The sequence below is a fragment of the Azospirillum sp. genome, assembly GCF_035627195.1.
Classification (GTDB): domain Bacteria; phylum Pseudomonadota; class Alphaproteobacteria; order Azospirillales; family Azospirillaceae; genus Azospirillum.
The window spans coordinates 1-25339 of sequence record NZ_DASPMG010000291.1; the positions used below are offsets into that span (position 1 = coordinate 1).

22 protein-coding genes are annotated in these 25339 nt (G+C 73.2%); 8 read left to right on the forward strand and 14 right to left on the reverse strand.

From position 1 onward, the window contains the following. From VED21_RS26475 to VED21_RS26525, 11 genes are all read right to left on the reverse strand, one after another. A partial coding sequence (locus VED21_RS26475; protein WP_324887703.1) for a 3-hydroxybutyrate oligomer hydrolase family protein occupies positions 1–1670 on the reverse strand: 1670 nt, incomplete at its 3' end. A gap of 289 nt (positions 1671–1959) precedes the next feature. Then, a complete protein-coding gene (locus VED21_RS26480; protein ID WP_324887705.1) occupies positions 1960–2379 on the reverse strand; it encodes a hypothetical protein in 420 nt (139 codons plus the stop codon). Beyond that, the gene (gene gspM, locus VED21_RS26485; protein ID WP_324887707.1) at positions 2379–2948 is read right to left on the reverse strand and encodes a type II secretion system protein GspM; all 570 of its coding nucleotides are present in this window, start codon (positions 2946–2948) and stop codon (positions 2379–2381) included. The genes VED21_RS26480 and gspM overlap by 1 nt, the downstream gene beginning before the upstream one ends. After that, positions 2935–3894, reverse strand: a complete 960-nt coding sequence (locus VED21_RS26490; protein ID WP_324887709.1) for a PilN domain-containing protein — start codon at positions 3892–3894, stop codon at positions 2935–2937. Before VED21_RS26490 ends, gspM begins: the two co-directional genes overlap by 14 nt. A 15-nt stretch (positions 3895–3909) precedes the next feature. Next, positions 3910–4770: a hypothetical protein gene (locus tag VED21_RS26495; RefSeq protein ID WP_324887711.1), complete on the reverse strand. Its 861-nt coding sequence runs from the start codon at positions 4768–4770 to the stop codon at positions 3910–3912. Next, complete coding sequence (locus VED21_RS26500) at positions 4767–5657, reverse strand: prepilin-type N-terminal cleavage/methylation domain-containing protein (RefSeq protein WP_349256345.1); 891 nt, start codon at positions 5655–5657, stop codon at positions 4767–4769. Before VED21_RS26500 ends, VED21_RS26495 begins: the two co-directional genes overlap by 4 nt. Next, positions 5549–5932, reverse strand: coding sequence for a prepilin-type N-terminal cleavage/methylation domain-containing protein (locus tag VED21_RS26505; protein WP_324887715.1), 384 nt, complete (start codon positions 5930–5932; stop codon positions 5549–5551). The genes VED21_RS26500 and VED21_RS26505 overlap by 109 nt, the downstream gene beginning before the upstream one ends. Continuing rightward, positions 5929–6405 (reverse strand): GspH/FimT family pseudopilin, encoded by a 477-nt coding sequence (locus tag VED21_RS26510; protein WP_324887717.1) that lies wholly within the window; start codon positions 6403–6405, stop codon positions 5929–5931. The genes VED21_RS26505 and VED21_RS26510 overlap by 4 nt, the downstream gene beginning before the upstream one ends. Next, positions 6377–6784, reverse strand: a complete 408-nt coding sequence (gene gspG / locus VED21_RS26515; RefSeq protein ID WP_324887719.1) for a type II secretion system major pseudopilin GspG — start codon at positions 6782–6784, stop codon at positions 6377–6379. Before gspG ends, VED21_RS26510 begins: the two co-directional genes overlap by 29 nt. A gap of 25 nt (positions 6785–6809) precedes the next feature. Next, positions 6810–8000, reverse strand: a complete 1191-nt coding sequence (locus tag VED21_RS26520) for a type II secretion system F family protein (protein ID WP_324887721.1) — start codon at positions 7998–8000, stop codon at positions 6810–6812. 4 nt (positions 8001–8004) lie between these two features. Next, a complete protein-coding gene (locus VED21_RS26525; RefSeq protein ID WP_324887723.1) occupies positions 8005–9573 on the reverse strand; it encodes a GspE/PulE family protein in 1569 nt (522 codons plus the stop codon). 301 nt (positions 9574–9874) lie between these two features. On the opposite strand from VED21_RS26525, the gene gspD reads away from it, so the two are divergent. From gspD to VED21_RS26545, 4 genes are all read left to right on the forward strand, one after another. Continuing rightward, positions 9875–12067 carry a type II secretion system secretin GspD gene (gspD, locus tag VED21_RS26530; RefSeq protein WP_324887725.1) on the forward strand — a complete coding sequence of 731 codons (2193 nt, stop codon included), beginning with the start codon at positions 9875–9877 and terminating at the stop codon, positions 12065–12067. After that, positions 12064–12600, forward strand: coding sequence for an A24 family peptidase (locus VED21_RS26535; RefSeq protein WP_324887727.1), 537 nt, complete (start codon positions 12064–12066; stop codon positions 12598–12600). The genes gspD and VED21_RS26535 overlap by 4 nt, the downstream gene beginning before the upstream one ends. A gap of 73 nt (positions 12601–12673) precedes the next feature. Next, complete coding sequence (locus VED21_RS26540; RefSeq protein ID WP_324887729.1) at positions 12674–12913, forward strand: hypothetical protein; 240 nt, start codon at positions 12674–12676, stop codon at positions 12911–12913. Between the two features lie 20 nt (positions 12914–12933). After that, positions 12934–13356 (forward strand): PIN domain-containing protein, encoded by a 423-nt coding sequence (locus tag VED21_RS26545; protein WP_324887731.1) that lies wholly within the window; start codon positions 12934–12936, stop codon positions 13354–13356. A 3-nt stretch (positions 13357–13359) separates the two neighbouring features. Here the strand turns inward: VED21_RS26545 and VED21_RS26550 are convergent, their stop codons facing one another. Continuing rightward, complete coding sequence (locus tag VED21_RS26550; RefSeq protein WP_324887734.1) at positions 13360–14922, reverse strand: AMP-binding protein; 1563 nt, start codon at positions 14920–14922, stop codon at positions 13360–13362. A gap of 116 nt (positions 14923–15038) precedes the next feature. Between VED21_RS26550 and VED21_RS26555 the strand changes: the two genes are divergently transcribed. Both VED21_RS26555 and pbpC read left to right on the forward strand, forming a co-directional pair. Further along, positions 15039–20261, forward strand: a complete 5223-nt coding sequence (locus tag VED21_RS26555; protein WP_324887736.1) for an alpha-2-macroglobulin — start codon at positions 15039–15041, stop codon at positions 20259–20261. Between the two features lie 159 nt (positions 20262–20420). Next, complete coding sequence (gene pbpC / locus VED21_RS26560) at positions 20421–22433, forward strand: penicillin-binding protein 1C (protein WP_324887738.1); 2013 nt, start codon at positions 20421–20423, stop codon at positions 22431–22433. 12 nt (positions 22434–22445) lie between these two features. Here the strand turns inward: pbpC and VED21_RS26565 are convergent, their stop codons facing one another. Next, complete coding sequence (locus VED21_RS26565; protein WP_324887740.1) at positions 22446–23249, reverse strand: calcium-binding protein; 804 nt, start codon at positions 23247–23249, stop codon at positions 22446–22448. A gap of 103 nt (positions 23250–23352) precedes the next feature. Then, entirely contained in the window at positions 23353–23742 is a 390-nt protein-coding gene (hisE, locus tag VED21_RS26570; RefSeq protein ID WP_324887743.1) for a phosphoribosyl-ATP diphosphatase, read from the reverse strand. Between the two features lie 250 nt (positions 23743–23992). On the opposite strand from hisE, the gene VED21_RS26575 reads away from it, so the two are divergent. Together VED21_RS26575 and VED21_RS26580 are read left to right on the forward strand one after the other, a co-directional pair. Beyond that, complete coding sequence (locus VED21_RS26575) at positions 23993–24634, forward strand: DUF47 domain-containing protein (RefSeq protein ID WP_324887745.1); 642 nt, start codon at positions 23993–23995, stop codon at positions 24632–24634. Between the two features lie 39 nt (positions 24635–24673). Next, positions 24674–25339, forward strand: a 666-nt coding sequence (locus tag VED21_RS26580; protein ID WP_324887747.1) for an inorganic phosphate transporter, incomplete at its 3' end; no start/stop codon positions are given.

Sequence of the window (25339 nt, forward strand, 5' to 3'; positions counted from 1 at the left end):
CCCATGCCCTGGGCGACGCGCCGCGCCCAGACCGCGTCGGGGAAGGTGCGGCGGTAGCCGTCGACCGCCTGGTCCGTCACCAGCATGCGGTGGCAGTAGGCGCTGTCGATGTTCAGGTCCTGGCGGCCGGTCAGGCGGGACACCGCCGCGTTCTCGATGATCGGGCCGTTGGCGGCGTTGTCGGCGATGACGCTGATGCCGCCGGCCGGCGGGATGATGTTGCCGGCGGCGAACAGCAGCGACGCCGTGGCGGCCGGCAGCTGCGTCGGGCGGCCCGCCGTGTCGGTGGCCGCGAAGCTGACGCCGCACAGGTTGTCGTCGACGCGGGCGCGGGCCATGCCGGCCGGATAGGTGCCGATGATCTGGCGGTAGGCGTTCGCCCACTCCATGAACGGGATCAGGTAGTCGCCCTCGGCGAGGAAGCCGTAGGCGCGCAGCTTCTGGAGCGACTCGTTCGCCTGCTCGGCCAGCGTGGCGCTGGTCAAGAGCCCCGTGTCCTTCAGCGAGGTGCAGCGGTTGGCGCGCGCGGTGACGCCGGCCGGCACGCCCGTCGGCTCCAGCGTCTGCACCGGCGTGCCGGCCAGCGAGGAGGAGAGCGCCGCGCACGGCGCGTAGATCGCCGCCAGCGTGTAGTAGTCGAGGAAGTGCTTGCCCGACACCTGCGCCTGCCCGCCGTAGCTGACGGTCATCGGCGAGGGGGCGGGGATGACGTTCGGCTCGCCGCCGACCACGCCGTCGATCAGGCCGGCGGTGTCCTGCTCCGCCGCCGCGAAGGCGCCGCCGCCGCCGTTCGACACGCCGGCCGAGATGACGGTGGTGTTGGCCGGGGTGAAGCGGGCAGCACCGTTGCCCAGCATGTCGTTCAGCGCGTAGAAGCCGAACTGGATGGCCTGCAGGGTGTAGAGGCCCCAGTTGGCCTGCACGTTGCGCCCGGCGTGCGCCTGCTTGTAGGCCAGCCGGTTGGGGTTGGCATGGCTGTAGCCGTTGAGGTTGTGCGTGCCCTGCGCCGCGAAGTTCGTGTCGGCGCCCGCCGCCGTGCGGCTGACCAGCTGGCCGAAGCGGTTGTAGACCGTGTCGCGCGTCAGGTCGTGGTAGGCGTTGCCGGTGCCCTTGTCGGTGTAGGCGATGGCGCAGCCGTTGCGGAACGCCCACTCCGCCGTCGTGCCGACCGCGCCGTACGCGTTGCGCGACCCCGACGACGGGCCGGTCACCATGCAGGGCCGGGCGGTGTCGAAGTTGGCGGGGATCTGCACCATGACGGTCTGGAAGCTCGACCCCGTGCCGTCGTCGCTCAGCGCGATGTACTCGCGCCCGGCCACCAGCCCTTCGCGGCCGGTGTCGTTGTAGGCGGCGTCGAGGTTCGGGCCGTACAGCACGCGCCAGCCGCCGCCGGTGGCGGTGTCGACCAGCCCGCGGTAGGCGTTGTGGATGGCGCGGCGGCGCAGTTCGGCCGGCGTCGGGTTGGCCGGGTCGGCGACGGCCGGCGGCGTGGCGGTGCCGATGCCGGTGGCGCCCAGGCCGCCGGTCAGCAGGTCGTCGGTGACGCCGTCGTAAGTCTGCACGGTCACCGTGCCCGGCACGATGAAGGACGGCAGCGCCGTCTGCGCCAGGGCCGTGGTGGCCATCAGGCTGAAGGCGAAAGCACTCAATCCGATACGCACGTGGAGCATTCCATCACCCTTCCTGGAAGTGGCGTTTGCCTTGTCGTTGGGGTTCGCGGGTCTTTTCTTTCCAGTTGAACATGCAACGGCAATGCCACTCAAGGCGGATAGGACCTTTTGCGGATTCTGTGAGGTTTGGCTGCTGTCGGTGCCGATTCCCGTGTTGCGGGGTGTCCGGGTTTCCGACACCACCGTCAGAACGGCTGACAGTCTGCTGAGCGTTGGGTTTTCGCTGGCGCTCAACCCAACCTACGGCGCATTCGTAGGTTGGGTTGAGGCCAAAGCCGAAAACCCAACGTCAGTCCGCCGCCGGCACCGTTCCGGCGAGCGGCACGGCGACTCGGCGCGTGCCGGCGGCCAGCACCATGCCGCCGTCGCCCACCTGCTGCACCAGCCAGCCCTCCACCCGGCCGCCGGCCAGAACGCGCACGTCGCCCCCGCCGCCGTCGGCGCGCAGCACCGCCACGGCGCGACCCGTCGCGTCCGACGCCACGCCGACGAGGCGCAGGCGGTGCTTCGGGGCTGGCGGCGCTTCGGCGATGGGGAGGCCGTTGGCGTCGAAGGCCCCGGCTGGCGCGGCGACGGCGGGCGGGGGCGGGCGCCGGCCGGGGGTGAAGAGCGGGCGCTCCACCGTGGCGCTGAAGGCGTCGAGCGGCGGGAGGTCGAAGGCGGCGGCGGGGGTAGCGAGGAGGACGCCGAGCAGGACGAGGTGCCGCATCACTCCACCCCCTCCTGATACCCGTACACCGTGAACCCCACCTCCAGAGGCACGGCCGCGCCGCCGGCGGCGCGCACGCTCACGGCGTCCAGCAGCAGGCGGGGGCGGACGGTCTCGATGGCATGGAACAGGGCGCGAAGGCCGGCCGTGTCGGCGCCCAGCCGCACGCCGACGGCGATGCGGCGGAAACCGTCCTCCTCGCGCTCCTCCAAAACCTGCGTGCTGTCCAGCCGGACGCCGTGCGCCTTCGCCAGCTCGCCGATGCGCGCCTGCAGGGCCGCACCTGCGAGGGCCGCCGTGTCGCCGCGCAGGAAGTCGGGCGAGGGGGCGGCGTCGCGCGCTTCCAGCGCCTGCTGCAGGGCGGGCCGGCGCTCCAGCAGGCGCTTGCTGGCCTCCAGGCGGGCCTCGGCGCGCTGGCGCTCGGCCGACAGCGTGTCGAGCAGGGTGAGCGTCGGCAGAACCAGCGCGCCCGCCGCCACCGCGAGGCCGGCGGCGAGCACCAGCAGGGCCGCCAGCCGCGAGGCCGGCGTGCCCGGCGTCAGGGAAACGGACAGGTCAGGGCGCCGCATGCGGCACCACGCGGGCGGAGAGCTGGAACTGGTCGGTGCCGTCCGGCGTGCGGACCATGGCGGCCGAGGCGCGCACCTCGGTGAAGTGGGGCGAGGCGGCGAGCAGCCCCGGCAGCCGCGCGGCGTCGGCCGAGCGGCCGAGCAGCAGCACGGTTCCCTCGTCCAGGTGGAACTCGGTCAGCGACGTGTCGTCGGGCAGCAGACGGCTCAACACCTCCAGGACGACCGTGGCGGAGGGGGACTGTTCCTTGCGGGCATCGGCGAAGGCACGGGCCGCATCGCGCATCGCCACGGCGTCGGCCAGGCGGCGGACGGTGCCGGCGGGCAGGCGCAGCTCCTCCACCTCCGCTTCCACACGCTGCCATGCCAGCCACTCGCCGCCGATCAGCGCGGCGGCGGCCAGGAACGGCAGCGCCAGCACGGCGAGGCGCAGGCGGTGGGCGCGGGCGTCGTCCCGGCCATCGCCATCGTCGGCGGGCAGCCGCGTGCCGTCTTCCAGTTCCACCGTCATCGGGCGCAGCCCGAGCGCCGCCAGCGCGCCGAGCGCCGGGGCGGCGGCGGCGCGCGGCAGGGCAGTGACCTCGACCGACAGCATCCCCGGCTCCCCGGCGGGGCCGAGGGGGCGGACGGCGAACCACGCTTGCTCCGCCGGCCATGGCGTCCAGCGGTCCAGCTGGTGGGCGGCCACGGCGCGCAGGTGGCCGGCCGCGGCCTCCGGCAGGGCGACGCGGCGGGTCAGCGCGCGGGCCTGCGTGTCGAGGCGCAGGACCACGGACCGGCCGCGCCGGGGCGTGCGGCCGGGCAGCACGATCCGGGCGCCGTCCCAGCGCGCGACCGGGAGTGCGGCGCCGCCCCGCCATGAGGGCGGCAGCCACGTCGCCGCCTCGGCCAGCCACCAGGCGGCGAGGCGGTTCAACAGGGCGCGGGCGGACGAGGTCTCCATCATGCTCGGGCCATCATGTCAGAAATCCGCCGGTTCGCGCCATTCGACGATCCGGTAGGGGACGGCGGCGGGCGGGTCGAGGGCGAACAGAACGGCCTCCGCGCTCGCCACCGCGCCGGCAGGCGTCTCGACACGCACGCGCACGGTCAGGCGGCGCACGGGCGGCGGCTTGCCGGCCCAGTCGATGGCGCTCCAGTCGATGCCGGCGGCGGCAAGGCGCGCCGCAAGGCCGGGGTCCGTGGGGCGGCTGGGGTTCCGGCGCAGGTCCAGAACCGCCTCGCGGTCCTGCGGCGACAGGTTGGGCATGGCGGCCAGCGCCAGGGCGGGGGCCGTGGGGCCGTTCAGGCGCTCGCCGTCGGCGTCGACGCTCAGCGCCGGGGCGACGCGGCGGTGGAGGTCGGGCTCCAGGCCGGGCAGGTGGGCCAGTTCCTCCACCGACAGGAAGGGACGCCCGGCCTCGCGCCGGGCGTCGCCGCGCGCGGCCAGCACCGCCGCCGTCAGGTCGGCGGCATCGCCGGGGCCGGCGCCGGCCGCTTCGAACAGGCGGGCGAGGCGGTCGGGCGGGGCGCGGTTCAGGTTCAGGCGGCCGGATTCGTCGAAGACCCGGTAGGCGACGCGGGCGCCGGCCACCGTGCGCTCGCGCGCCCGGCCGTCGAGCGGGGTGCGGCGCGCCGGCTCCGGGTCGTGCAGGCCGGCGATGGCGAGGGCGATGCCGGCGTCCAGCAGGGCGCGGGCCTGCGCGGCGTCGGCAAGGTTGGCGACGCGCCGTACCTCCAGCCGGCTGGACGCCGTGAAGGCGACGGCGAGCGTGGCCAGCGCCGTGACGAACCACAGCACCACCAGCAGCGCGAAGCCTTGCTCGTCGCGCCGGGCCTTCATGAGCCACTGTTCCGGCAGGGCAGGGCGGGGCCGGACAGGCAGCCGCGGTCGCCGTCGACGCGGGCGCGCGCCACCAGCTCCGGCCACGCCGGGCGGCCGGCGGCATCGTGCGCCGTCAGCCGCACCAGCGACGGCAGGTCGCGCGGCGCCGTCCAGCGCTCCAGCCACGGCGGCGCCTGCGGATCGCCGCCGTGGTAGGCGAAGGCGAGGCGCCAGGGGCCGTCCAGCAGCACGGCGGTGTGCTCGGCCGGCTCCACCACGTCGAGGCCGGGGACGGTGGCGAGGCGGTGCTCGCGGTAGATCAGGCGGCTGCCGCCCGCGTGCGGCTCGATGGTGAAGGCGGCGAGGCGCAGCTCGCCCCTCTCCCGGCCGGGGCGGCCGAGGATGGGGAAGGCGAGGCGCTGGCGCTCCCCGGTGAAGACGAAGCGCGCCGTGGGGCCGTAGCCGGCGACGAGCGGGAAGGCGCGCCCGACCTGCCGGCGCAGCAGGTCGCCGGCCAGGGTGAAGCCGGATGTTTCGGTGATCCGCTGCTGTCCGCGGTCGTGCACCCGCCCTGCGAAGCGCACGCCGCCCGCCAGCGTGGCGAAGAGCAGGCCGACCAGGGTGAGGGAGGCCAGCATTTCCAGGAGGGTGAAGCCGGCGGAAGCGTTTTGCCCCCTCCCTAACCCTCCCCCGCTTTGCGGTGGAGGGAACTCCGCCGTCGGCCGACAAACCCTCCACCTCGAAGAGGGGGAGGGTGGCTGAGCGTCAGCGAAGCCGGGAGGGGGCAGCAGTGCGCTCACCGCACCCCCTCCAGCCTCAGCGTGGACAGCGTCAGCTCCCGCCCGCCGTCCCAGCGCACGGTGGCGGTCACGGCGTACAGCGCCAGACCACGCGACGGCAGCCACGCGGTGTCCGGATCGCGCTGCGGGCGCACGCTCAGCACCCAGCCGAAGCCCTGCTCATGGCCGCTGCGCTCCCCGACGGACAGCGGCTGCTGCGCCAGGGCGCCGGCCAGCAGGGTTTCGGCCATGGTGACGGCGCGGGCGCGGCGGTCGGCCTGGGTGGTGGCGGCGGCACCGGTGGCGAAGGCCTGCCAGCCCGCACCCGCCACCACCGCCAGCACGGCCAGCGCCACCAGCACCTCGATCAGGCTGAACCCGGCGTCCGTGCGGGCGGTCATCGCAGCCCCGCCGTCTCGACACGGCCGGTCAGCCAGTCGACGCGCAGCACCGCCGATCCGGCCGCGTTGCTCAGGCGGATCTCGCCGCCACCGGCGCTGCCGTCGGGATGGAAGGGGATGGCGGCGGTCCGCCCGCGCACGGCCTGCGCCGCCACCGTCAGCTCGACGCGCACCGAAGGATCGAAGGCGCCTTCCGCCGCGCGTCCGGCAAGGCCGAAGCGGCGGCCGTCCAGGTCGATCACGAAGGCGGCGTCGCGGCCGGTCAGGATCGCCTCGCTGCGCGCCAGCGCCAGCGTGCGCGCCATCACCGTGGCCGCCCCGCGCAGCCGGGCGGCGTCGGAGCCGCGCCCCAGGGCCGGCGGCACCAGCGCCAGCAGCACGCCGGCCAGCGTCAGCGCCACCAGCAGCTCCAGCAGCGTGAAGCCGGCATCAGAGCCCCCCCGGTTAAAGACTGATATCGGCGTCCTCGCCATCGCCCCCCTCGCGGCCGTCGCGGCCCAGGCTGGTGACGTCGAACGGGCGGCCGCGGCCGGGCGCCTTGTAGGCGTAGGGGTTCCCCCACGGGTCCGCCGGCACACTGCCCTTGGCGAGGTAGGGACCGCTCCACCCCTTCACGCCGGCCGGCGCCTCGGCCAGCGCCTTCAGGCCCTGCTGCGTGGTGGGGTAGCGGCCGACGTCCAGCCGGTAGAGGTCCAGCGCGGCGGCGATCTGTTCCAGCTGCACGCGCGCCGCCTTGCTCTTGCTTGAGCCGACGTAGCCCAGCACCTGCGGCCCGACCATGCCGGCCAGCAGGCCGAGGATGACCAGCACCACCAGCAGCTCGATCAGCGTGAAGCCGGCATCCCCTCTCACAGTATGGGGGCGGGCTTTTTTTCGTTCAGAAGGCGAGTTCATTGATCGACACGACCGCGACGAGGATGGAAACGACGATCCCCCCGATGAGCGCGCTCAGCAGGAGGATGATGGCGGGTTCGAGCACGGTGAGCAGGCGCTTCACCGCCAGCTCCACCTTGGCGTCCAGAAGGTCGGCGAGGTGGCGCAGCACGGCGTCCAGCCGCCCGCCCTCCTCGGCCACGCGCAGCAGCTGCACGGCCACCGGCGGCAGCGGCGCGCCGGGCGGCAGGGAGGCGGCGAGGCCGTGTCCCTCGGCCACCCCGGCGCGCATGGCGTCGGCGGTGGCCGCGAAGCGGCGCAGCCCCGGCACGGCGCCGGCCAGGGTGAGTGCGGTGGGCAGCGCCACGCCGCTGGCCAGCAGCACGGACAGCGTCCGGGCGAAGCGCGCGGTGGAGGCGGCGGCCAGCAGCGGCCCGACGCCGGGCAGGCGCAGCGCCGCCCCCTCCCACCACCCCGGCGGCGCGAAGCGGCGCAGGACGGCGGGGACGGCCAGGAGGAGGACCAGCGCGGAGACCAGCAGTTCCGTGCCGTGTTCGCGCAACGCCTGGGAGGCGGCCAGTACCACCTGCGTGGACCAGGGCGGGGCCTGCCGCGCCCCGGCGAACATCGGCTCGAACTGCGGCACCACCAGGGTGAGCAGCAGCGTGACGGCGCACACCGAGGCGATCACCAGGATGGTCGGGTAGGCGAGCGCGGAGCCCAACTGGTCGCGCAGCTTCACGGCGCGGTCCAGCAGGTCGGCCAGTTCGGCCATCACGGTTTCCAGCTGGCCGCTGGCCTCGCCCGCGCGGACCATGGCGACGACCACCGGCGGGAAGCCGCCGTCAGTCTCCAGCGCATCGGCCAGCCCACCGCCGCCGCGCAGCCGCTCCAGCGCCGCCGCCAGCCGCGGGCGCAGCGACGCCGGGCCGGCGGTGGAGGCCATGAGCGCCAAGGCCTGCTCGATGGTCTGCCCGGCGGACAGCAGCATCGCCATCTCGCGCACCGCCAGCGCCAGATCGCGCAGCGGCGCCTTGGCGCGACCGCGCGCGGCGGCACCGTCCGGGCGCGCCTCGACCGGCAGCAGGCCCTGGCCCTGCAGGTGGCGGATCACCGCCTTGGCGTCGCGCGCCTCCATGCGGCCGTCGCGCGGCTCCCCAGCGGGGGTGAGGGCCTTGTAGGTGAAGACCGGCATGGCGCTACCACACGTCCGTCACGCGACGGACCTCCTCCAGCGTGGTCAGCCCCTGCGCCACCTTGGCGAGGCCGTCGGCGTGCAGCGTCACCATGCCGGCGGCGACGGCCTGCGCCTCCAGCACGTCGGCCCCGGCGCGCTGCATGGTCAGCGCGCGCAAGGGCTCGTCCATCACCAGAAGCTCGTACAGGCCCATGCGCCCGGCGTAGCCGGTGCCGCCGCACCGCTCGCACCCCACCGGCCGGGCGGTGCCGTCGGGCTCCATGTGCTTGCAATGCCGGCACAGCACGCGCACCAGCCGCTGGCCGATCACCGCGCGCACGGTGGAGGTCAGCAGGAACGGCTCCACCCCCATGTCCAGCAGGCGGGTGATGGCCCCGGCGGCCGAGTTGGTGTGCAGGGTGGTCAGCACGAGATGGCCGGTCAGCGCCGCGTGCACGGCGATCTCCGCCGTCTCGTGGTCGCGCGTCTCGCCGATCATGATGACGTCGGGGTCCTGGCGGACCAGGGCGCGCAGCACGGTGGCGAAGTCCAGGCCGATGGCGGGCTTCACCTGCACCTGGTTGACGCGGGCCAGATGGTATTCGACCGGGTCCTCGACCGTGAGGATCTTGCGCGTCGCGGCGTCGATCAGGTTCAGCGCGGCGTACAGCGTCGTCGTCTTGCCCGATCCGGTCGGGCCGGTGACCAGGACCATGCCGTGCGGGGCGGCGATCAGGCGCCGTATCACCACCTCCTCCGAAGCACCGAAGCCCAGGTCGGACAGCGGACGCAGTCCGGCGGTGGGGTCGAGCAGGCGGATGACGACGCTTTCCCCGTGCACGGTGGGCAGGGTGGAGATGCGCAGGTCGATCTGGCGGCCGCCAATGCCTCCTGGGACGCGGTGGCCGATGCGCCCGTCCTGCGGCAGGCGGCGTTCGGCGATGTTGAGGTTGGCGAGGATCTTGACGCGCGACACCACGGCGCGGGCGAGGCGGACGGGGGCCGGCTCCATCTCCCGCAGGACGCCGTCGATGCGCAGGCGCACGCGCAGCGCGTCGGGGAACGGCTCGATGTGGATGTCGGAGGCACCCTGGCGCACGGCCTCGGATATCAGGTGGTTGACGAGGCGGACGACGGGCGCCTCGCTGGCCAGCGACTTCAGCTGGTCGAGGTCCTCCTCCGGTGCGCCGCCGCCTTCGAAGTCGGCGACGATGCGCTCCAGGGCACTGGGACCGCCGCAGCGCTCCAGCGCGGCTTCGACGTCCGCCGCGAAGGCGGCATGCGGCTGTACGGGCAGGCCGGTAGCGACCTCCAGCGCCTCCACGGTGGCGGCGTCCTGCGGGTCGGCGAGGGCGACGAGCAGGCGGCCGTGCTCCACCGCGAAGGGGAAGGCGCGGGCGGTGCGCAGGAAATTGGTGGAGACGGCGGCGGCCTCGGGCGGCAGTGCTGCCAGACGCTCGGGCGGCGCGTAGGGCAGGCCGAGCGCCACGGCGGCGCGGCGCGCCTCCTCGCGCGTCGCGAAGCCGGCCCGGTCCGCCGGGACGGAGTCCGTCGGACCGACTCGGTGGACCGGCGGTGTTGCCGCGTCCATGCCCCCTCCCTTCCGGCGGCCTTGTTCGGGTGTGTTCGTTTTGGCCGCGCCCCGATCCTTTCATTTGGCGAAAGCGCTTGTCAACGTGCCGCCGCTGCGCTGCGGCGGATGCCGGTTTGCAACGCGGCGTGGCGTTCGCGCCGGACGGTGTGAATATCGCTTGCGGCGAATCCGCCGCGCGGACTATTCGGTCACTGGAGCATTTTTCACCGAAGGCGCCGGGAGGGGCATGGTCCTGAGCCGAATTCACGCACGCGCAGGCCGGTTTGCCGCCTTTGCCCCCGCAGCCCTTGCCGCCACCATGCTGCTGACCGCCGGGTGCCAGCGCACGGAGCGCGGTGACCAGCGGCCGATGCTGGCGCAGACCGTGGGCGACCTGGGCCTCAACGTCGCCGGAACGCCGGTTTCCGCGCCGCTGCAGCCGGCCCAGGCGCGGCCGGGGCCGACGGTGCGGCCGCCCGCCAGCCCGATCATCGTGCGCGGCAGCGACCGGCCGCCGGCCGCCGCGCCGCGTGCGGGCACCGCCTCAGGCCCGGCGACCATCGAGTTGAACTTCGCCGACACCAGCCTGCCGGCGGTGGCGAGGGCGGTGCTGGGCGACATCCTGAACGTGCCCTACGCGCTCGACCCGCGGGTGACGGGCACCGTGTCGCTGTCCGGCGGCCGGCCGCTGACGCGGGACGAGGCGCTGGCGACGCTGGAAACGGCGCTGCGCATGAACGGCGCCGCCCTGGTGCGCGAGGGCAGCCTGCACCGCGTCGTTCCCGCCGCCGAGGCGCGGCCGGGCGGGCAGCCGCTGCCGCCGAATGCGCCGGGGGTGGGCGTCAGCCTCTACACGCCGCGCCACACCAGCGCCGACACGCTGAAGCGCCTGCTGGAGCCGCTGTACGGCGTGCCCGGCGCGCTGCAGGCGCTGCCGGAGGGCAACCTGCTGGCGGTCACCGGCGGTTCCGCCGACCGCACGACGCTGATCGAGGCCGCCGAGGCGTTCGACCAGGACTGGCTGGCCGGGCAGTCGGTCGGCATCTTCCCGCTGAACCGGGCGGGGCCGAAGGCGCTGATCGACGAGCTGGAGGTCATCCTCAACTCGAACGAGCCGAACGCCGGGCCGGGGCTCTACCGCCTGATGCCCATCGACCGGCTGAACGCCGTCATGGTGGTGACGCGGCGCAGCCGGCTGCTGGACCAGGTGGCCGGCTGGGTCCGCGCGCTGGATCAGGGCGGCGACGGCGAGCGCTCCATCTACGTGCACAACGTGCAGCATGCGCGGGCACGGGATCTGGCGCGGGTGCTGGGGCGCGTGTTCGGCCAGGGTGGGTCGGGCGACGCGGCGGGCGGGGCCGGTTCGCTGCTGCCGCCCGGCACGCGCGGCGCGCAGGTGGGCACCGAGAGCATGGCGGTGGCGCCGGTCACCGGCGGTGCGGACGCAACGGCAGCGCCGAGGCCGGCCGGCGGCGGCATGGGTGGCGGTGCAGGAACCGGTGCCATGGTGACCGGGCGCGCGGTGGCGCCGGGCGGATCCTCGGCGCGCGGTGCGGCACCCGACGGTGGAGTGGAGGATTCCGGCAACGGTGGCGGGGGCGGCACGCGCATCGTCGCGGACGACACCAACAACGCGCTGGTCATCATGGCGACGCCGGCCGAGTACCGGCTGATCGAGTCGGCGATCAACAAGCTGGACGTGCCGGCCGCGCAGGTGCTGATCGAGGCGACCATCGCCGAGGTGACGCTGAACGACGCGCTGCGCTTCGGCGTGCAGTACTTCCTGAAGGGCAACGGCATCCTCGGCTCCAACGGCTCGCTGGCGGCGCTGACCAACAACCTGAGCACCATCGTGCCGCAGCCGGAGCTGCCCGGCCTCAACCTCATCGCCGGCACGGTGGGCGACCCGCGCGTGGTGCTGAACGCGCTGGACGCGGTGACCAAGGTGCGCGTCGTCTCCTCGCCCCAGGTGGTGGTGCGCGACAACCAGACGGCGATGCTGAAGGTCGGCGACCAGGTGCCGGTGCTGACCCAGCGCCTGATCAGCACCCAGGCATCCACCCCGCCCATCGTCAACAGCGTGGATTACCGCGACACCGGCGTGATCCTGACGGTGACGCCGCGCATCAACGCGGGCGGCAACGTCGCGATGGAAGTGGCGCAGGAGGTCAGCAACGTCGCCCGCACCTCGTCCGAGGACCCGCTGACGCCCACCATCTCGCAACGGCGGATCGAAAGCTCGGTCACCGTGCCGAACGCGCAGACGGTGGTGCTGGGCGGCCTGATCTCCGACGACGGCAGCGAAGGGCGCAGCGGCATCCCCGTGCTGGCGGAGATCCCCGTGCTGGGCAACATCTTCAGCACCACCGACAACCGCAGCACCCGGCGCGAGCTGATCGTGTTCATCACGCCGCGCGTGGTGCGCAACGGCGACGACGCCCGCCGCCTGACGCAGGAACTGATGGGCCGCCTGCGCTCCATGAACACGCCGCCGCCCAAGCCGATTCCATGACGCCGCTTGCGGCCATCCTGGGTGCCGTGGCCGCCGCGTGGGCGCGGCTGGCGCTGCCGCCCTGGCTGGTGCCGGTGGGCTGCCTGCTCGGCTGGGCCTTGCTGGCGCTGGCGCTGATCGACGCGCGCGAGCACCGGTTGCCCGACGCGCTGACCCTGCCGCTGGTCCCCGCCGGCCTCGCCGCCACATGGTGGGAGGTGCCGGACACGGACGTGCTGCGCGACCACGCGCTGGCGGCGGTGCTGGGCTACGGCGCCTTCGCGCTGCTGGCGGCGGGCTATCGGCGGCTGCGCGGGCGCGACGGGCTGGGGCTGGGCGACGCCAAGCTGCTGGCGGCGGCCGGCGCCTGGGTGGGCTTGGCCGGGCTGCCGTCGGTGGTGCTGCTGGCGGCGCTGGCGGGGCTGGCGGTGACGCTGGTGCGGGGCTGGGCGACGGGAGCGGACGTGCGCGGCGTGCCCCTGGCGTTCGGGCCGTACCTGGCCCTGGCGTTCTGGGTGGTATGGCTGCACGGCGCGGTGGAACTGGGCGGGTAGGCGGGCTTGATCGGGCCGCCCTACGGGGTTACATACCGTATGGTTCCGAGTGATCTTCGGAGGGGGCACGGTCATGAAAACCGCGATTTCGATGCGCGAGCTGCAGAAGATGTCGGCGGGTGCCATCCAGGCGCTGCCGCATGCGGTGCCCATCAAGAGCGGCGCGGACACCGTGGCGCTTCTCGTGCCGATCCACAAGGGATCGCCGGAAGCGTTCGACCGGCTCATGGCCCGCATCGACGCGCTGGCGGCGAGCCGCACGCCGGAGGAGACGGCGGCGCTCGAAGTCATGCTGGGCGAACGGGAACCGTGAGCCCGCGGCGACCGTCGTCGGTGATCGTCGTCGACACCAACATCATTCTGAGCATTGCACTCGGACTGCGATCGAGGCCGGTGCTGAACGTGGTCCGGGCGAAGCGGATGCTGGTGACCAGCGCCCGCGCACGGGATGAGGCGCGCGGCGTCGCCGGGGGTATGGGCAGCGGCGCAGAACTGGCCATCGTCGACGATCTCTTCGAGCATATCACCGTCGCCGACGAACACCTCTACGCCGCTCATATAGCGGCAGCCGCGGAGGTTCTGCGTACGGCGGTGGCGTCGCGCAACGGCAGCGTGACGGACGCCCATGTCCTCGCTCTGGCCTGGGCGGTCGACGGCGACATCTGGAGCCACGACCGGGACTTCGCCGGCACCGGGTGGCCGTCGTGGTCGAGTGCCAACCTGCGGGCGAGCCTGGACGGCGAAGACGCCGCCTGACGCCTACCCCACACCCAGCCGCTCCTCCGCCAGCCGCTTGATCGCCGGGCGGTCGGTCTTGCCGGAGCCGAGTGTGGGAATCTCCGGTACCACCAGGATGGCCTTGGGCACCTCGATCTCGGCGATGCCGTGGGCGCGGGCGTGCGCCACCAGCGCCTCGCGGGTGGCGTCGGCGCGGTCGGTGACCAGGACGATGCGCTCGCCCTTGCGCGGGTCGGGCAGGGTGAGGGCGGCGTGGGCGTTCTCCGGCCACAGGCGGGCGGCGTGCGCCTCGACGGTGGCCAGCGAGATCATCTCGCCGCCGACCTTGGCGAAGCGCTTCACCCGGCCGAGGATGCGGACGTAGCCGTCGGCGTCCACGCCGACGATGTCGCCGGTGTCGTGCCAGCCGTCGGGCGGGGCCAGCAGGGCGCCCGGCCGTTCCGCCGACAGGTAGCCGCGCATGACGTTGGGGCCGCGCACCAGCAGCCGGCCGCCGTCGGGCACGCCCTGCACCGGCTCCAGCCGGTGCTCGATGCCCGGCAGCAGGCGGCCGACGGTGCCGGGGCGGCTGTGCGTCGGCGTGTTCAGCGCCAGCACGGGGGCCGTCTCCGTGGTGCCGTAGCCTTCCAGGATGGTGACGCCGAACCGCTCGCGATAGGCGGCGCGGGTGGCGTCGCGCACCGGCTCCGCTCCCGCCACGGCGAAGCGGATGGAGGCCAGCTCGCGCTCCCGGCTGACGCGGGCGTAGCCGGACAGGAAGGTGTCGGTGCCGAACAGGATCGTGCCTTGCACCGCCTCCACCAGTTCCGCCACCGCGCGGTATTGCAGCGGGTTGGGGTGCAGCACCACCGGGATGCCCAGCACCAGCGGCAGCAGCAGCCCGTCGGTCAGGCCGAAGCTGTGGAAGACCGGCAGCGGGTTGACCACGCGGTCGGTGGGCAGGAACTCCACCACCTGCGTGATCTGCGCGATGTTGGACAGGATGTTGGCGTGGCTGAGCGCCACCCCCTTTGGCATCCCTTCCGAGCCGGAGGTGAACAGCACCACCGCCGTCTCGTCCGGCTGCGGCTGCGCCAGCAGCGGCAGGGCGGGGACGCGGCTGACCAGCAGGCCCGGCAGCGTGTCGGCCAGCCCCACCTCCCGCCGCAGGTCCTCCAGGTAGCGGATGTCGACGGCCGTCCCCAGCGCCTCGACGACCGGTTCCAGCTTCGCCTTGGCGACGAAGCGGCGGGAGGTCAGAACCGTGCGGATGCGCGCGGTGGCGCAGGCGGAGCGCAGCGCCTCCTCCCCCATGGTGAAGTTCAGCATGGCGGGCACGCGGCCGTAGGCCTGCAGCGCGAAGAACACCGCCGCCACGCCGGCCGCGTTGGGCACCAGCACGCCCACCGCCTCGCCGCGTTGCGTGAGGCGCGCCAGCCGCCGGCCCAGCGCCACGCTGGCGAGGACCAGGCGGCCGTAGGTCATCGGCTGGCGTTCCGCGTCCTCGACGACGGGCATGGCGGCGCCGCGCCGTCGGCGGGCGGTCAGCAGCGCCGCGAACAGACTCTGCCGCGTGTCGAGCGTCGTGTCGAACGATCCCGGCATGTCGTTTCCCCCTCCCCAAAAGCAATAACGGGCGAAGGTGGCTTCCGGCTCCCTCTCGTGGGGCGGCCGGGAAGCTGGTAAGCTCCCGCTCCCCGCATCGCTTCCGGAAGCCCCCCATGGCCCGCGTGTTCGTGCTGTTCTGGCTCTGCCTGTTGGTCCTGCTGCCCGCACACCCGGCCCTGGCGGAGTTCGATCCGCCCGGACTGGCCAACGACGCGGGCAGCTATTCCTCCTCCGTCCGCCTGAAGGCGCCGCCGCAGGTGACGCCGCAGCAGCGCGACAAGGCGTTGCGCGACGCCCAGGCGGCGGTCGCCAAGCGCGACTGGCCGAAGGCGGTGAGCGGCCTGGAGGCCGCCGTGGCGCTGGGCCACGACAATACGGCCACGTGGCTGGCGCTGGGCGAGGCGTGGCTGCAGCTGCCCAAGCCCAACCGCGATCGCGCCCTGCAGGCGGCCTTCACCGCCTACCAGAGCGCGGCCAACGCCGACGAGGCGGTGACCGCGCTGTGGCGGCTGACCACCCTGCTGGACGAGGTGTTCGACCGGCCGGAAGCGGCGCTGCTGGCGGCGCGGGAGATCGTGACGGTGGCGCAGCCCAAGGACTCCGGCGTGGTGCTGGACGTGCGCGCGCCGGGGCTGGACGCGCGCATCAAGGCGCTGCGCCAGCGCGTCGGGCTGACGGTGAAGTCGGTGCGCGTCGATTCGGACCAGGCGGTGCCGCGCGCCTGCATCCGCTTCTCCGACCAGCTCAGCGACCAGAAGGGCATCCGCTTCGCCGACTTCCTGGCGATCGAGCCGGCGGTGCCGAAGGCGCCGGTCAGCGCGCGCGGCGACACGCTGTGCATCGGGAACCTAAGCCACGGAACCGGCTACGCCGTCACCCTGCGCCAGGGCCTGCCGGGGGCGGACGGGCTGGCGCTGAAGGCGGACGACGTGCAGCGCCTGCGCGTTGCCGACCGCCGGCCGTTCACCGCCTTCCGCGGAAACGCCTTCATCCTGCCGCGCACGGGGGCGGACGGCATCCCGCTGGTCACCGTGAACCTGCAGGGCGTGGCGGTGAAGGTGCTGCGCCTCAACGACCGCAACCTGACGGCCAACATGCGCAACGGCCGCCTGCTGGAGCAACTGAACAGCTACACCCGGGACGAGATCGCCGAGGGTGACGGCGAGATGGTCTGGCAGGGCCGCATGGACGTGGGCAGCGAGCGCAACCGCGAGGTGACCACCGCGCTGCCCTTCCGCGCCATGGTGCCGGAGCCCAAGCCCGGCCTCTACATCGTCACCGCCGATCCGGTCGACGTGCCGGAAGGCGACATGCCGTACGAACGCGCGACGCAGTGGGTGCTGGTCACCGACGTCGGCCTGACGGCGTTCGAGGGGGCGGACGGCATCACCGTCTTCGCCCGCTCCTTCGGCACGGCCAAGCCGATGCCGGGCGTGTCGGTGGCGCTGGTGGCGCGCAACAACGCCGAACTGGCGCGCGTGACGACGGACGAGCAGGGCCGCGCCCGCTTCGTGCCGGGGCTGGCGCGCGGCACCGGCGGCAACGCGCCGCTGGCCGTGATGGCCTACGCCGGGGCGGACTACGCGGTGCTGAACCTGACCAACGCCGCCTTCGACCTGTCCGACCGCGGCGTCGGCGGACGGCCGGCGCCGGGGCCGATGGACGCCTTCGTCTATACGGAGCGCGGCGTCTACCGCCAGGGCGAGACGGTGCACATCGCGGCCCTGCTGCGCGACGACAAGACCGACGCGGTCGAGGACTTCCCGCTGACCGTCAAGGTGCTGCGGCCGAGCGGGACCGAGTACTACGCCGGACCGCTGACCGCCGCCGCGGCCGGTGGCTTCACGCTGCCGCTCACCCTGTCGCGCACGGCGCCGCTGGGCGGCTGGACCGTGCAGGTGTTCGCCGATCCCAAGGGCAAGCCGGTCGGCCAGACCACCTTCCAAGTCGACGACTTCGTGCCCGAGCGCCTCGCCGTCGACCTGACGGCGCCGGCCCCCTTCATCGAGGTGGGCAAGCCGTACGACCTGCTGGTCAAGGGCCGCTTCCTCTACGGCCCGCCGGCCGCCGGCCTGCCCGGCACGGCGGAGGTGTCGCTGAAAGCCGACCCGGCCCCCTATCCGCAGCACAAGGGCTTCCGCTTCGGGCTGGTGACGGAGACGGTGAACCCGAAGCTGGAGGAACTGGAGTTCCCCGTCACCGACGCGCAGGGCGAGACGCGGCTGCCGGTCAAGCTGCCGGCCCTGCCGGACGTGACGCGCCCGTTGCGCGCCGACGTCCATGTGACGGTGACCGAGCCGGGCGGGCGACCGACGCGCGCCGCCATCTCCCTGCCGGTGCGCAGCAAGGCCTACGCCGTCGGCATCCGCCCGCGCTTCGAGGGTGCTCGCATCGCCGAGGGGCAGGAGGCCGCCTTCGACGTGATCGCCGTGGCGCCGGACGGCGCCGCGGTTGCCAAGCCCGGCCTGAACTGGGAGTTGGTCGAGGAGCACACGACCTTCCAGTGGTACATGCAGAACGGGCGCTACACCTACCGCGCCCACACCCGCGACATCTCCCGCAAGGCCGGCGCGCTGGACGCCGCGGCGGACAAGCCGGCGGTGCTGGCGCTGGGCACCCAGCCCTTCGGCCGCTACCGGCTGGAGGTGATGGACAAGGCAAGCGGCATCGCCAGTTCCGTGCGCTTCGCCGTCGGCTGGCAGATGGCGGAGAACGCCGCCGACACGCCCGACACGCTGGAGGTGGTGGCCGACAAGGCCGCCTACCGGCCGGGTGAGACGGCGCGCGTGCGCATCACCCCGCCGTTTGCCGGCGAGGTTCTGCTGACGGTTGCCACCGACCGCCTGTTCGAGACGCGTACGCTCAGCGTGCCGGCCGGGGGCGCCACCGTGGACGTGCCGGTGGACGCCGCCTGGGGGCCGGGTGCCTACGTCATCGCCACCGTCTACCGCCCGCCGGTCAAGGGCAAGGAGCGCCAGCCGGTGCGCGCCGTGGGCGTGGCATGGCTGGGCATCGATTCGGCCGTGCGGCGCCTGGACGTGGCGCTGCAGGCGCCCGACGTGACGCGCCCGCGCGGCCCGGTCGATGTCGCCGTGGCGGTGGCGCCCGCCGTGGCCGGCGGCACGGCGGAGGACGCCTACGTCATGCTGGCGGCGGTGGACGAGGGCATCCTGCGGCTGACAGACTACGTCTCCCCCGATCCCGGCAAGCAGTTCTTCGGCAAGCGCCTGCTGGGCCTGGACATCCGCGACGACTACGGCCGGCTGATCGACCCGCTGGACGGCCCCTTCGGCAAGCTGCGCGAGGGCGGCGACAGCAGCGGGGCGGCCATGCCGGTGGTGCCGTTCACGGTGGTGTCGCTGTTCCAGGGGCCGCTGAAGGTTGGGGCGGATGGCACGGCGCGCGTGCGCCTGGACATCCCCGACTTCAACGGCGAACTGCGGCTGATGGCGGTGGCCTACTCCAAGGGCCGGATCGGCTCGGCCGCCGGCAAGCTCACCGTGCGCGACCCGCTGGTGGCGGAAGCCGTGCTGCCGCGCTTCCTGGCGCCCGGCGACGACAGCCGCCTGACGCTGGCCCTGCACAACGTGGAGGCCGCGGCCGGCACCTACCGCGTCACCGTCACAGGCCGCGACGGCGTGGCCGTCGAGAACGGCTCCCTGTCGGTGGACCTGCCGGCGGGCGAGCGGCGCAGCATCCCGCTGGCGCTGAAGGGTGTCACGGCCGGCGTGGCGCGCGTGTCGCTGGACGTGCAGGGGCCGGGCGGGCTGGCGCTGTCGCGCGGCTACGGCATCACCGTGCGGCCGTCACGGCCGGTGGAGACGCAGTTCGTCGCCAAGCAGATCGCGCCGGGGGGCAGCGCGCGGATCTCCGCGGCCGACCTTGCCGCCTACCTGCCGGGCACGGCGCGGCTGTCGGCCACCTTCAGCTCCGCCCCGCCGTTCGACGTGGCGGGCATCCTGCGCGCACTGGACCGCTACCCGTACGGCTGTGCGGAACAGACAATCAGCCGGGCGCTGCCGCTGCTGGTGGTGCGCGACGTGGAGTTGGCACTGGGCGGTGCCCCCAAGCCGGACGATACCTTGGACGGCCGCGTCGACACCGCCATTTCCCGCACGCTGGACAAGCAGCGCTACGACGGCGCCTTCGGCCTGTGGAGTGCGCGCGACGAGGCCGACCCGTGGATCAGCGCCTACGCCATGGAGTTCCTGGCGCGCGCCAAGGCCAAGGGGCGGCCGGTGCCGGAGAAGCCCTTCGCCGACGGGCTGGCGTGGCTGCGCCAGCACGCCATCGACGGCGGCCGGTCCGCGGAATCGCTGGCCAGCCGCGCCTACGCGCTGCACGTGCTGGCGATGGCCGGGGTCGCCGTGCCGGGCTCCACGCGCTACCTGCACGACGCCTTCATCGACGCGATGCCGAGCCCGCTGTCCAAGGGGCAGCTGGGCGCGGCGCTGGCCCGCCTGGGCGACAAGGAGCGGGCGGAGAGCGCGTTCAACGCGGCGGTGGCGCAGCTGGCGCGCGATCCGTGGCACGTCGATTACGGCTCCACCGTGCGCGACGCGGCGGCGCTGGTGACGCTGATGACCGAGACGGGGATGATGGGCAAGCGGCTCCAGGCGCTGGTCGACCGCCTGCCGGCCTCGGCGACGGCGGCCAAGCTGACCAGCACGCAGGAGCAGGCGTGGATCGTGCTGGCCGCCGACACGCTGATGCGCGGGGCGGCGCCGCTGGACCTGACGCTGTCCGGCGGTGCCCGGCCGAAGGGCGACCCGTTCAACCTGCTGCCCACCGCCGCCCAGCTGGCGGAAGGGGTGACGGTGGCGAACGGTGGCGGGACCGCGGTGTGGCAGGCGGTGTCGGTGTCCGGCATCCCCGCCCAGCCGCAGCCGGCGGCGCGCGAGGGGCTGCGCATCAAGCGCAACTTCTTCACCCGCGCGGGCGAGCCGCTGAACCTCGACACCATCCGCCAGAACGACGTCTTCGTCGTGGTGCTGGAGGGCGAGGCAACCACCAAGCTGTACCACCAGACGGCGATCACCCACCCGCTGCCGGCGGGCTGGGAAATCGAGAACCCGCGCCTGGGCGCGTCGGAGGCCGGCGACATGCCCTGGCTGACCGACATCACCTACGCCCGCGCGGTGGAGGCGCGCGACGACCGCTTCGTCGCCGCCCTCGACCTGACGGAGGAGGAGCCGAAGTTCAAGCTGGCCTTCCTGGTGCGCGCCGTGACGCCGGGCGCGTACGAGCTGCCGGGTGCTGTGGTGGAGGACATGTACAAGCCGCGCTTCTTCGCCCGGCAGGGCACGGGGCGCATCACCGTGCACGCGGTGGAGTAGGGGATGAGCAGGGGAGGGCCGTCCAACCCTCTCCCGCCCCGGGAGAGGGTGGCCGGCGCAAGCCGGCCGGGTGAGGGTGACGGCAAGGATCCTTGCGCGCACCCTCACCCTCCCGCCCTGCGGGCGGGCCCCTCCCTCTCCCGGGGCGGGAGAGGGGTTTTGGCGCTTGCCCTCACCCTTCTCTCCCTCCTCGCCCTCGATGCGCTGTTTCCGCCGGACCTGTCGCGGCTGCGCGACGTGTCGGTCAGCGTGACGGACGCCGCCGGCCGGCCGTTGCGCGTGTTCACCAACGCCTCCGGCGCGTGGCGGCTGCCGGCCACGGCGGACGACGTGGCGCCGGTGTTCACCAGCCTGCTGCTGTCCTACGAGGACCGGCGTTTCCACGCGCACCCCGGCGTCGACCCGCTGGCCGTGCTGCGCGCGGCCGGACAGAACCTGATGGGCGGGCGGGTGGTGTCCGGCGCCTCCACCATCACCATGCAGGTGGCCCGCCTGCTGGAGCCGCGGCCGCGCACGCTGCGCGCCAAGCTGGCGGAGATGGCGCGCGCCGTGCAGCTGGAGTGGCGCTATTCCAAGGCCGAGATTCTCGGCATGTACCTGACTCTGGCGCCCTACGGCGGCAACGTCGAGGGCATCCGGGCGGCGGCTATGACGCTGTACGGCAAAGGCCCGGCGGAGCTGAGCGCCGCCGAGGCGGCGCTGCTGGTGGCGCTGCCGCAGTCCCCCACGCACCTGCGGCCGGACCGCGCGGCGGACCGCGCGCGGGCAGCGCGCGACAAGGTGCTGGACCGCGCCGTGCTGGCCGGCGTCCTGTCCCCCAAGGCCGCCGAGGAGGCGAAAACGGAGCCGGTGCCCGCCGCCAAGCAGCCGATGCCGATGCTGGCCGCGCATCTGGGCGACGCCCTGAAGGCCCGGCACGCCGGCCGGCCGGTGCTGGCGACCACGCTGGACGGCGGGCTGCAGGCGGCGCTGGAGGCGCTGGCGCGGCGCGAGCTGCCGGCACTGCACGAACGCGCCGGCATGGCCGTGCTGGTGGTGGACAACCGCAGCCGGTCGGTGCTGGCCTACCTGGGCGGGCCGGACTACCTGGACGGGCGGCGCGAAGGGTGGGTGGACATGGTGCGCGCCGTGCGCTCGCCGGGCTCCGCGCTGAAGCCCTTCATCTACGGTTTCGGCTTCGACGACGGGCTGGTGCACCCGGCCACGCAGGTGGCCGACGTCTCCACCCGCTTCGGCGACTACGCGCCGCGCAACTTCCACCGCACCTTCAGCGGCGAGTTGACGATCCGCGAGGCGCTGCAGCGCTCGCTGAACGTGCCGGCGGTGCTGGTGCTGGACAAGGTGGGGCCGGTGCGCTTCGCCGACGCGCTGAAGCGGGCCGGCGCGCGCCTCGTCCTGCCGGCGGGCGCCGGGCCGCCGGGGCTGCCGGTGGCGCTGGGCGGCGCATCCATCAGCCTGTGGGACATGGCGACGCTGTACGCCGGGCTGGCGCGCGACGGGGCGGTGGCGCCCCTGCGCGCGCTGCGCGACGACGCGGGCGGACCGGAGGTGGCGATGCTCGCCCCCGCCTCGGCCCGGCAGGTGCTGGACATCCTTGAGGGCACGCCGCCGCCCTCGGGCCTGGTGCAGGCGGCGGACATCCGGCGCGCCGCACCCGTGGCGCTGAAGACCGGCACCAGCTACGGCTTCCGCGACGCCTGGGCGTTCGGCGTGACCGGGCGCTATACGGTGGGCGTCTGGGTCGGCCGGCCGGACGGCACGCCCAGCCCCGACCGCTTCGGGCGCAACACGGCGGCCCCGCTGCTCTACCGCGTGCTCGACCTGCTGCCGGAGGAGCCGGCGCCGCCGCCGCGCGTCGCCGCGCGGGCGCCCGAGCTGCTGCAGCGCGTGGCGGCGGGTGAGGGCACGGCGGGGCAGGAACGGCTGCGCCTCGTCTTCCCGACCGAGGCCATGGTGGTGGAGGCCGGCGGCGGGGACGGGGAACCGGCGCCGGTGACGCTGTCGGCCTCGGGCGGGCGGCGGCCGCTGTCCTGGCTGGTGGACGGACGCCGCGTCGCCGCCTCGTCCGTGCGGCGCGAGGCGGTGTGGCAGCCGGACGGGCCGGGGTTCGTGCGGATCACCGTGGTGGACGCCGACGGCCGCAGTGACAGCGCCACCGTGGAGATCCGTTGAGGCGGCTCTGCGTCAGTAGAAGTAGAAGTCCGACGACGAAACCGTGGTGGCGCCCAGAACCTTCAGCCGGATGTAGTCGCCGGCCGCCGTGTGACAGTACAGCGTGACGCTGCCCTCGTCCGTGTTCGCCTTGTAGACGATGGTGGCGTTGTTGTCGGAATAGGTGTCGCCGGCCGTGATGGTGACGTCGCTCTTCACGCCGGCCGCCAGTTCGAAATGGTAGAGCCAGATGCGGTCGCCGCCGCGCTCCAGGTCGCCGACGGTGTGCATGGCGGCGTCGGCCTGCGCCTTCGTGCCGTAGTCGAAGAACAGGAAGGTGTCGGTGCCCGGCCCGCCGTACACCACGTCCGCCGCCTCGCGCCAGTCGCCGGCGTAGATCATGTCGTTGCCGTTACCGCCGGACAGGGTGTCGGCGCCCAGGTTGCCGAACAGCACGTCGTTGCCTTCGCCGCCCTGGACCAAATCTTCGCCTTGGCCGCCGAACAGCGTGTCCTCTCCGTCCAGGCCGCGCAGGGTGTCGTTCTGCATGTTGCCGTACAGGACGTCGGCCGAATCCCCGCCTTCGACGAGGTCGTTGCCCTGGCCCCCGAACAGGAAATCCCCCTGTTCGCCGCCGAACAGGCTGTCGTCCTGCTGGTTGCCGTACAGCACGTCGCGGCCGAAACCGCCGATCAGCAGGTCGATGCCCTCGCCCGCCACCAGCAGGTCGTCTCCCGATGCGTCGCTAAGCGTGTCGTTGCCCGCCAAGCCGACGATGGTGTCGGAACTGTCCGTGCCCGAGAGGGAATCGTTGCCGCTGGTGCCGGTAATGTCCATGGCCGCCCCGTACGGTTGCATTGTTCGCACAGCAGCCTAGCAGAGCGGGAGCGGGCGGTAAATCGTCGGAGGTACCCCTTTGGGGCGGCGAAAGAGCGCGGGGCTACTTGGTCTTGCGGTTCTTGGCCGGGGCCGGGTTGATGTGCGGCACGCGCGGCGAATCCTCGCCCTTCGGCAGCTTCTCGGCGATGCCGTAGGTCATCTCGCGCCGCCGCATCTCGGCCAGCACCACGTCGGGCTTGATGCCCATGTCCGCCCACAGGGCCACCAGATGGTAGAGCAGGTCCGCACTCTCCAGCACCACGCCCTGCTCATGGTCGCGCATCGCCTCGATCACCACCTCGACCGCTTCCTCGCCCACCTTGGACGCGACGCGCTTGCGCCCCTGGGCGAACAGCTTGGCGGTGCGGGACGTCTTCACGTCGCCGTCGCGGCGTTCGAGGATCGCCTCGTACAGCGAGCGAAGGACGTCGATTCCGATGTAATGGACCATGAAAACGTTCCGCGGCGGTGTGTGCGGGTGGCGACAAGGCCGTTTCTACCATGCTTTCCAGGCAAGCGCAGGGGCGCAAGGAGCTTGCGGTGCGACCCTGCGTCCCGGTCCGGTGCCGGGGGCGTCATGCTGCTGGCGGGCGGGCCCCGCGAATGTTACACATCCGTGACATTGCGCCGACCGTGTGTCCGGGGGCCCTCCTCGCCCGGCGCGGCGGCGCGTGCGTGCTGGTGGGGAAGGGAATCCGGTCATGGTCCTGCGGCTGTTCCGCGCGCTGATGCCCAAGGAAGAGTCGTTCATCGGCCACTTCTGCGACCATTCCGAGCAGATCGTCGAAGCCGCCGCCGCGCTGCACGCGCTGTTCGACCACGAGGGTGACCCCAAGGCCGCGTTCGAACGGATCGTCGAGGCCGAGCGGGCCGCCGACGCCATCACCAAGCGCACGCTGCAGGCCATCCACCGCACCTTCATCACTCCCTTCGACCGCTCCGACATCCACGCGCTGATCACCGCCATGGACGACACCGTCGACCTGATCGAGGAGACGGCGCAACGCATCATGATCTACGGCGTCACCGACTTCACGCCGGAGATGCGGCAGATGGCCGACGCCGCGTTCCGCTGCGCCAACCTCCTGCGCGAGGCGTTGCCGCTGCTGGGCGCCATCGGCCGCCACGTCAACCACCTCAACCGCGCCAGCGTGGAGATATCCCGCATCGAGGGCGAGACAGACGAGCTGCTGCGCCGCTGCCTGTCGCGGCTGCACGCCGAGGAAGCCGACCCCAAGCGCTTCGTCGTGCTGAAGGAAATCTACGAACTTCTGGAACAGATCGTCGACCACTGCGATGACGTCGCCAACGTCATCGACGGCGTGGTCATCGAGCACGTCTGAGACACCGCTCTCCGACGGACACGTGTGCTGGGAACATCCATGGAACCGATGACGATTGGGCTGCCGCTTCTCGTGGCGATCATCCTGGTTGCGCTTGCCTTCGACCTGTCGAACGGCATGCACGACGCGGCCAACAGCATTGCGACGGTCGTCTCCACGCGCGTGCTGCGCCCGCAGACCGCCGTCGTCTGGGCGGCGTTCTTCAACTTCATCGCCTTTCTCTTCTTCGGCCTGCACGTCGCCAACACCATCGGCAAGGGGATCATCGACCCGGCGGTGGTCGACCCGCAGGTGGTGCTGGGTGCCTTGGGCGGCGCCATCCTGTGGAACATGATCACCTGGTGGGGCGGCATCCCGTCCAGCAGCAGCCACGCCCTCATCGGCGGGCTGATCGGCGGTGCCCTTGCCAAGATGGGGACGACGTCGGTGCTGGTGTGGGCCGGCATCGTGAAGACGGCGGTGGCCATCGTGCTGTCGCCGCTGATCGGCTTCATCCTGGCGCAGATCCTGATGGTGATCGTGACCTGGGCGTCCCGCCGGTCCAGCCCCTTCGCCGTCGACCAGCGGTTCCGGCACGGGCAGCTGTTCTCGGCGGCGCTCTATTCGCTGGGCCACGGCGGCAACGACGCGCAGAAGACCATGGGCATCATCGTGATGCTGCTGGTCGCCGCGAACATGGGCCACTGGACGGTGGACGCGCCCGAC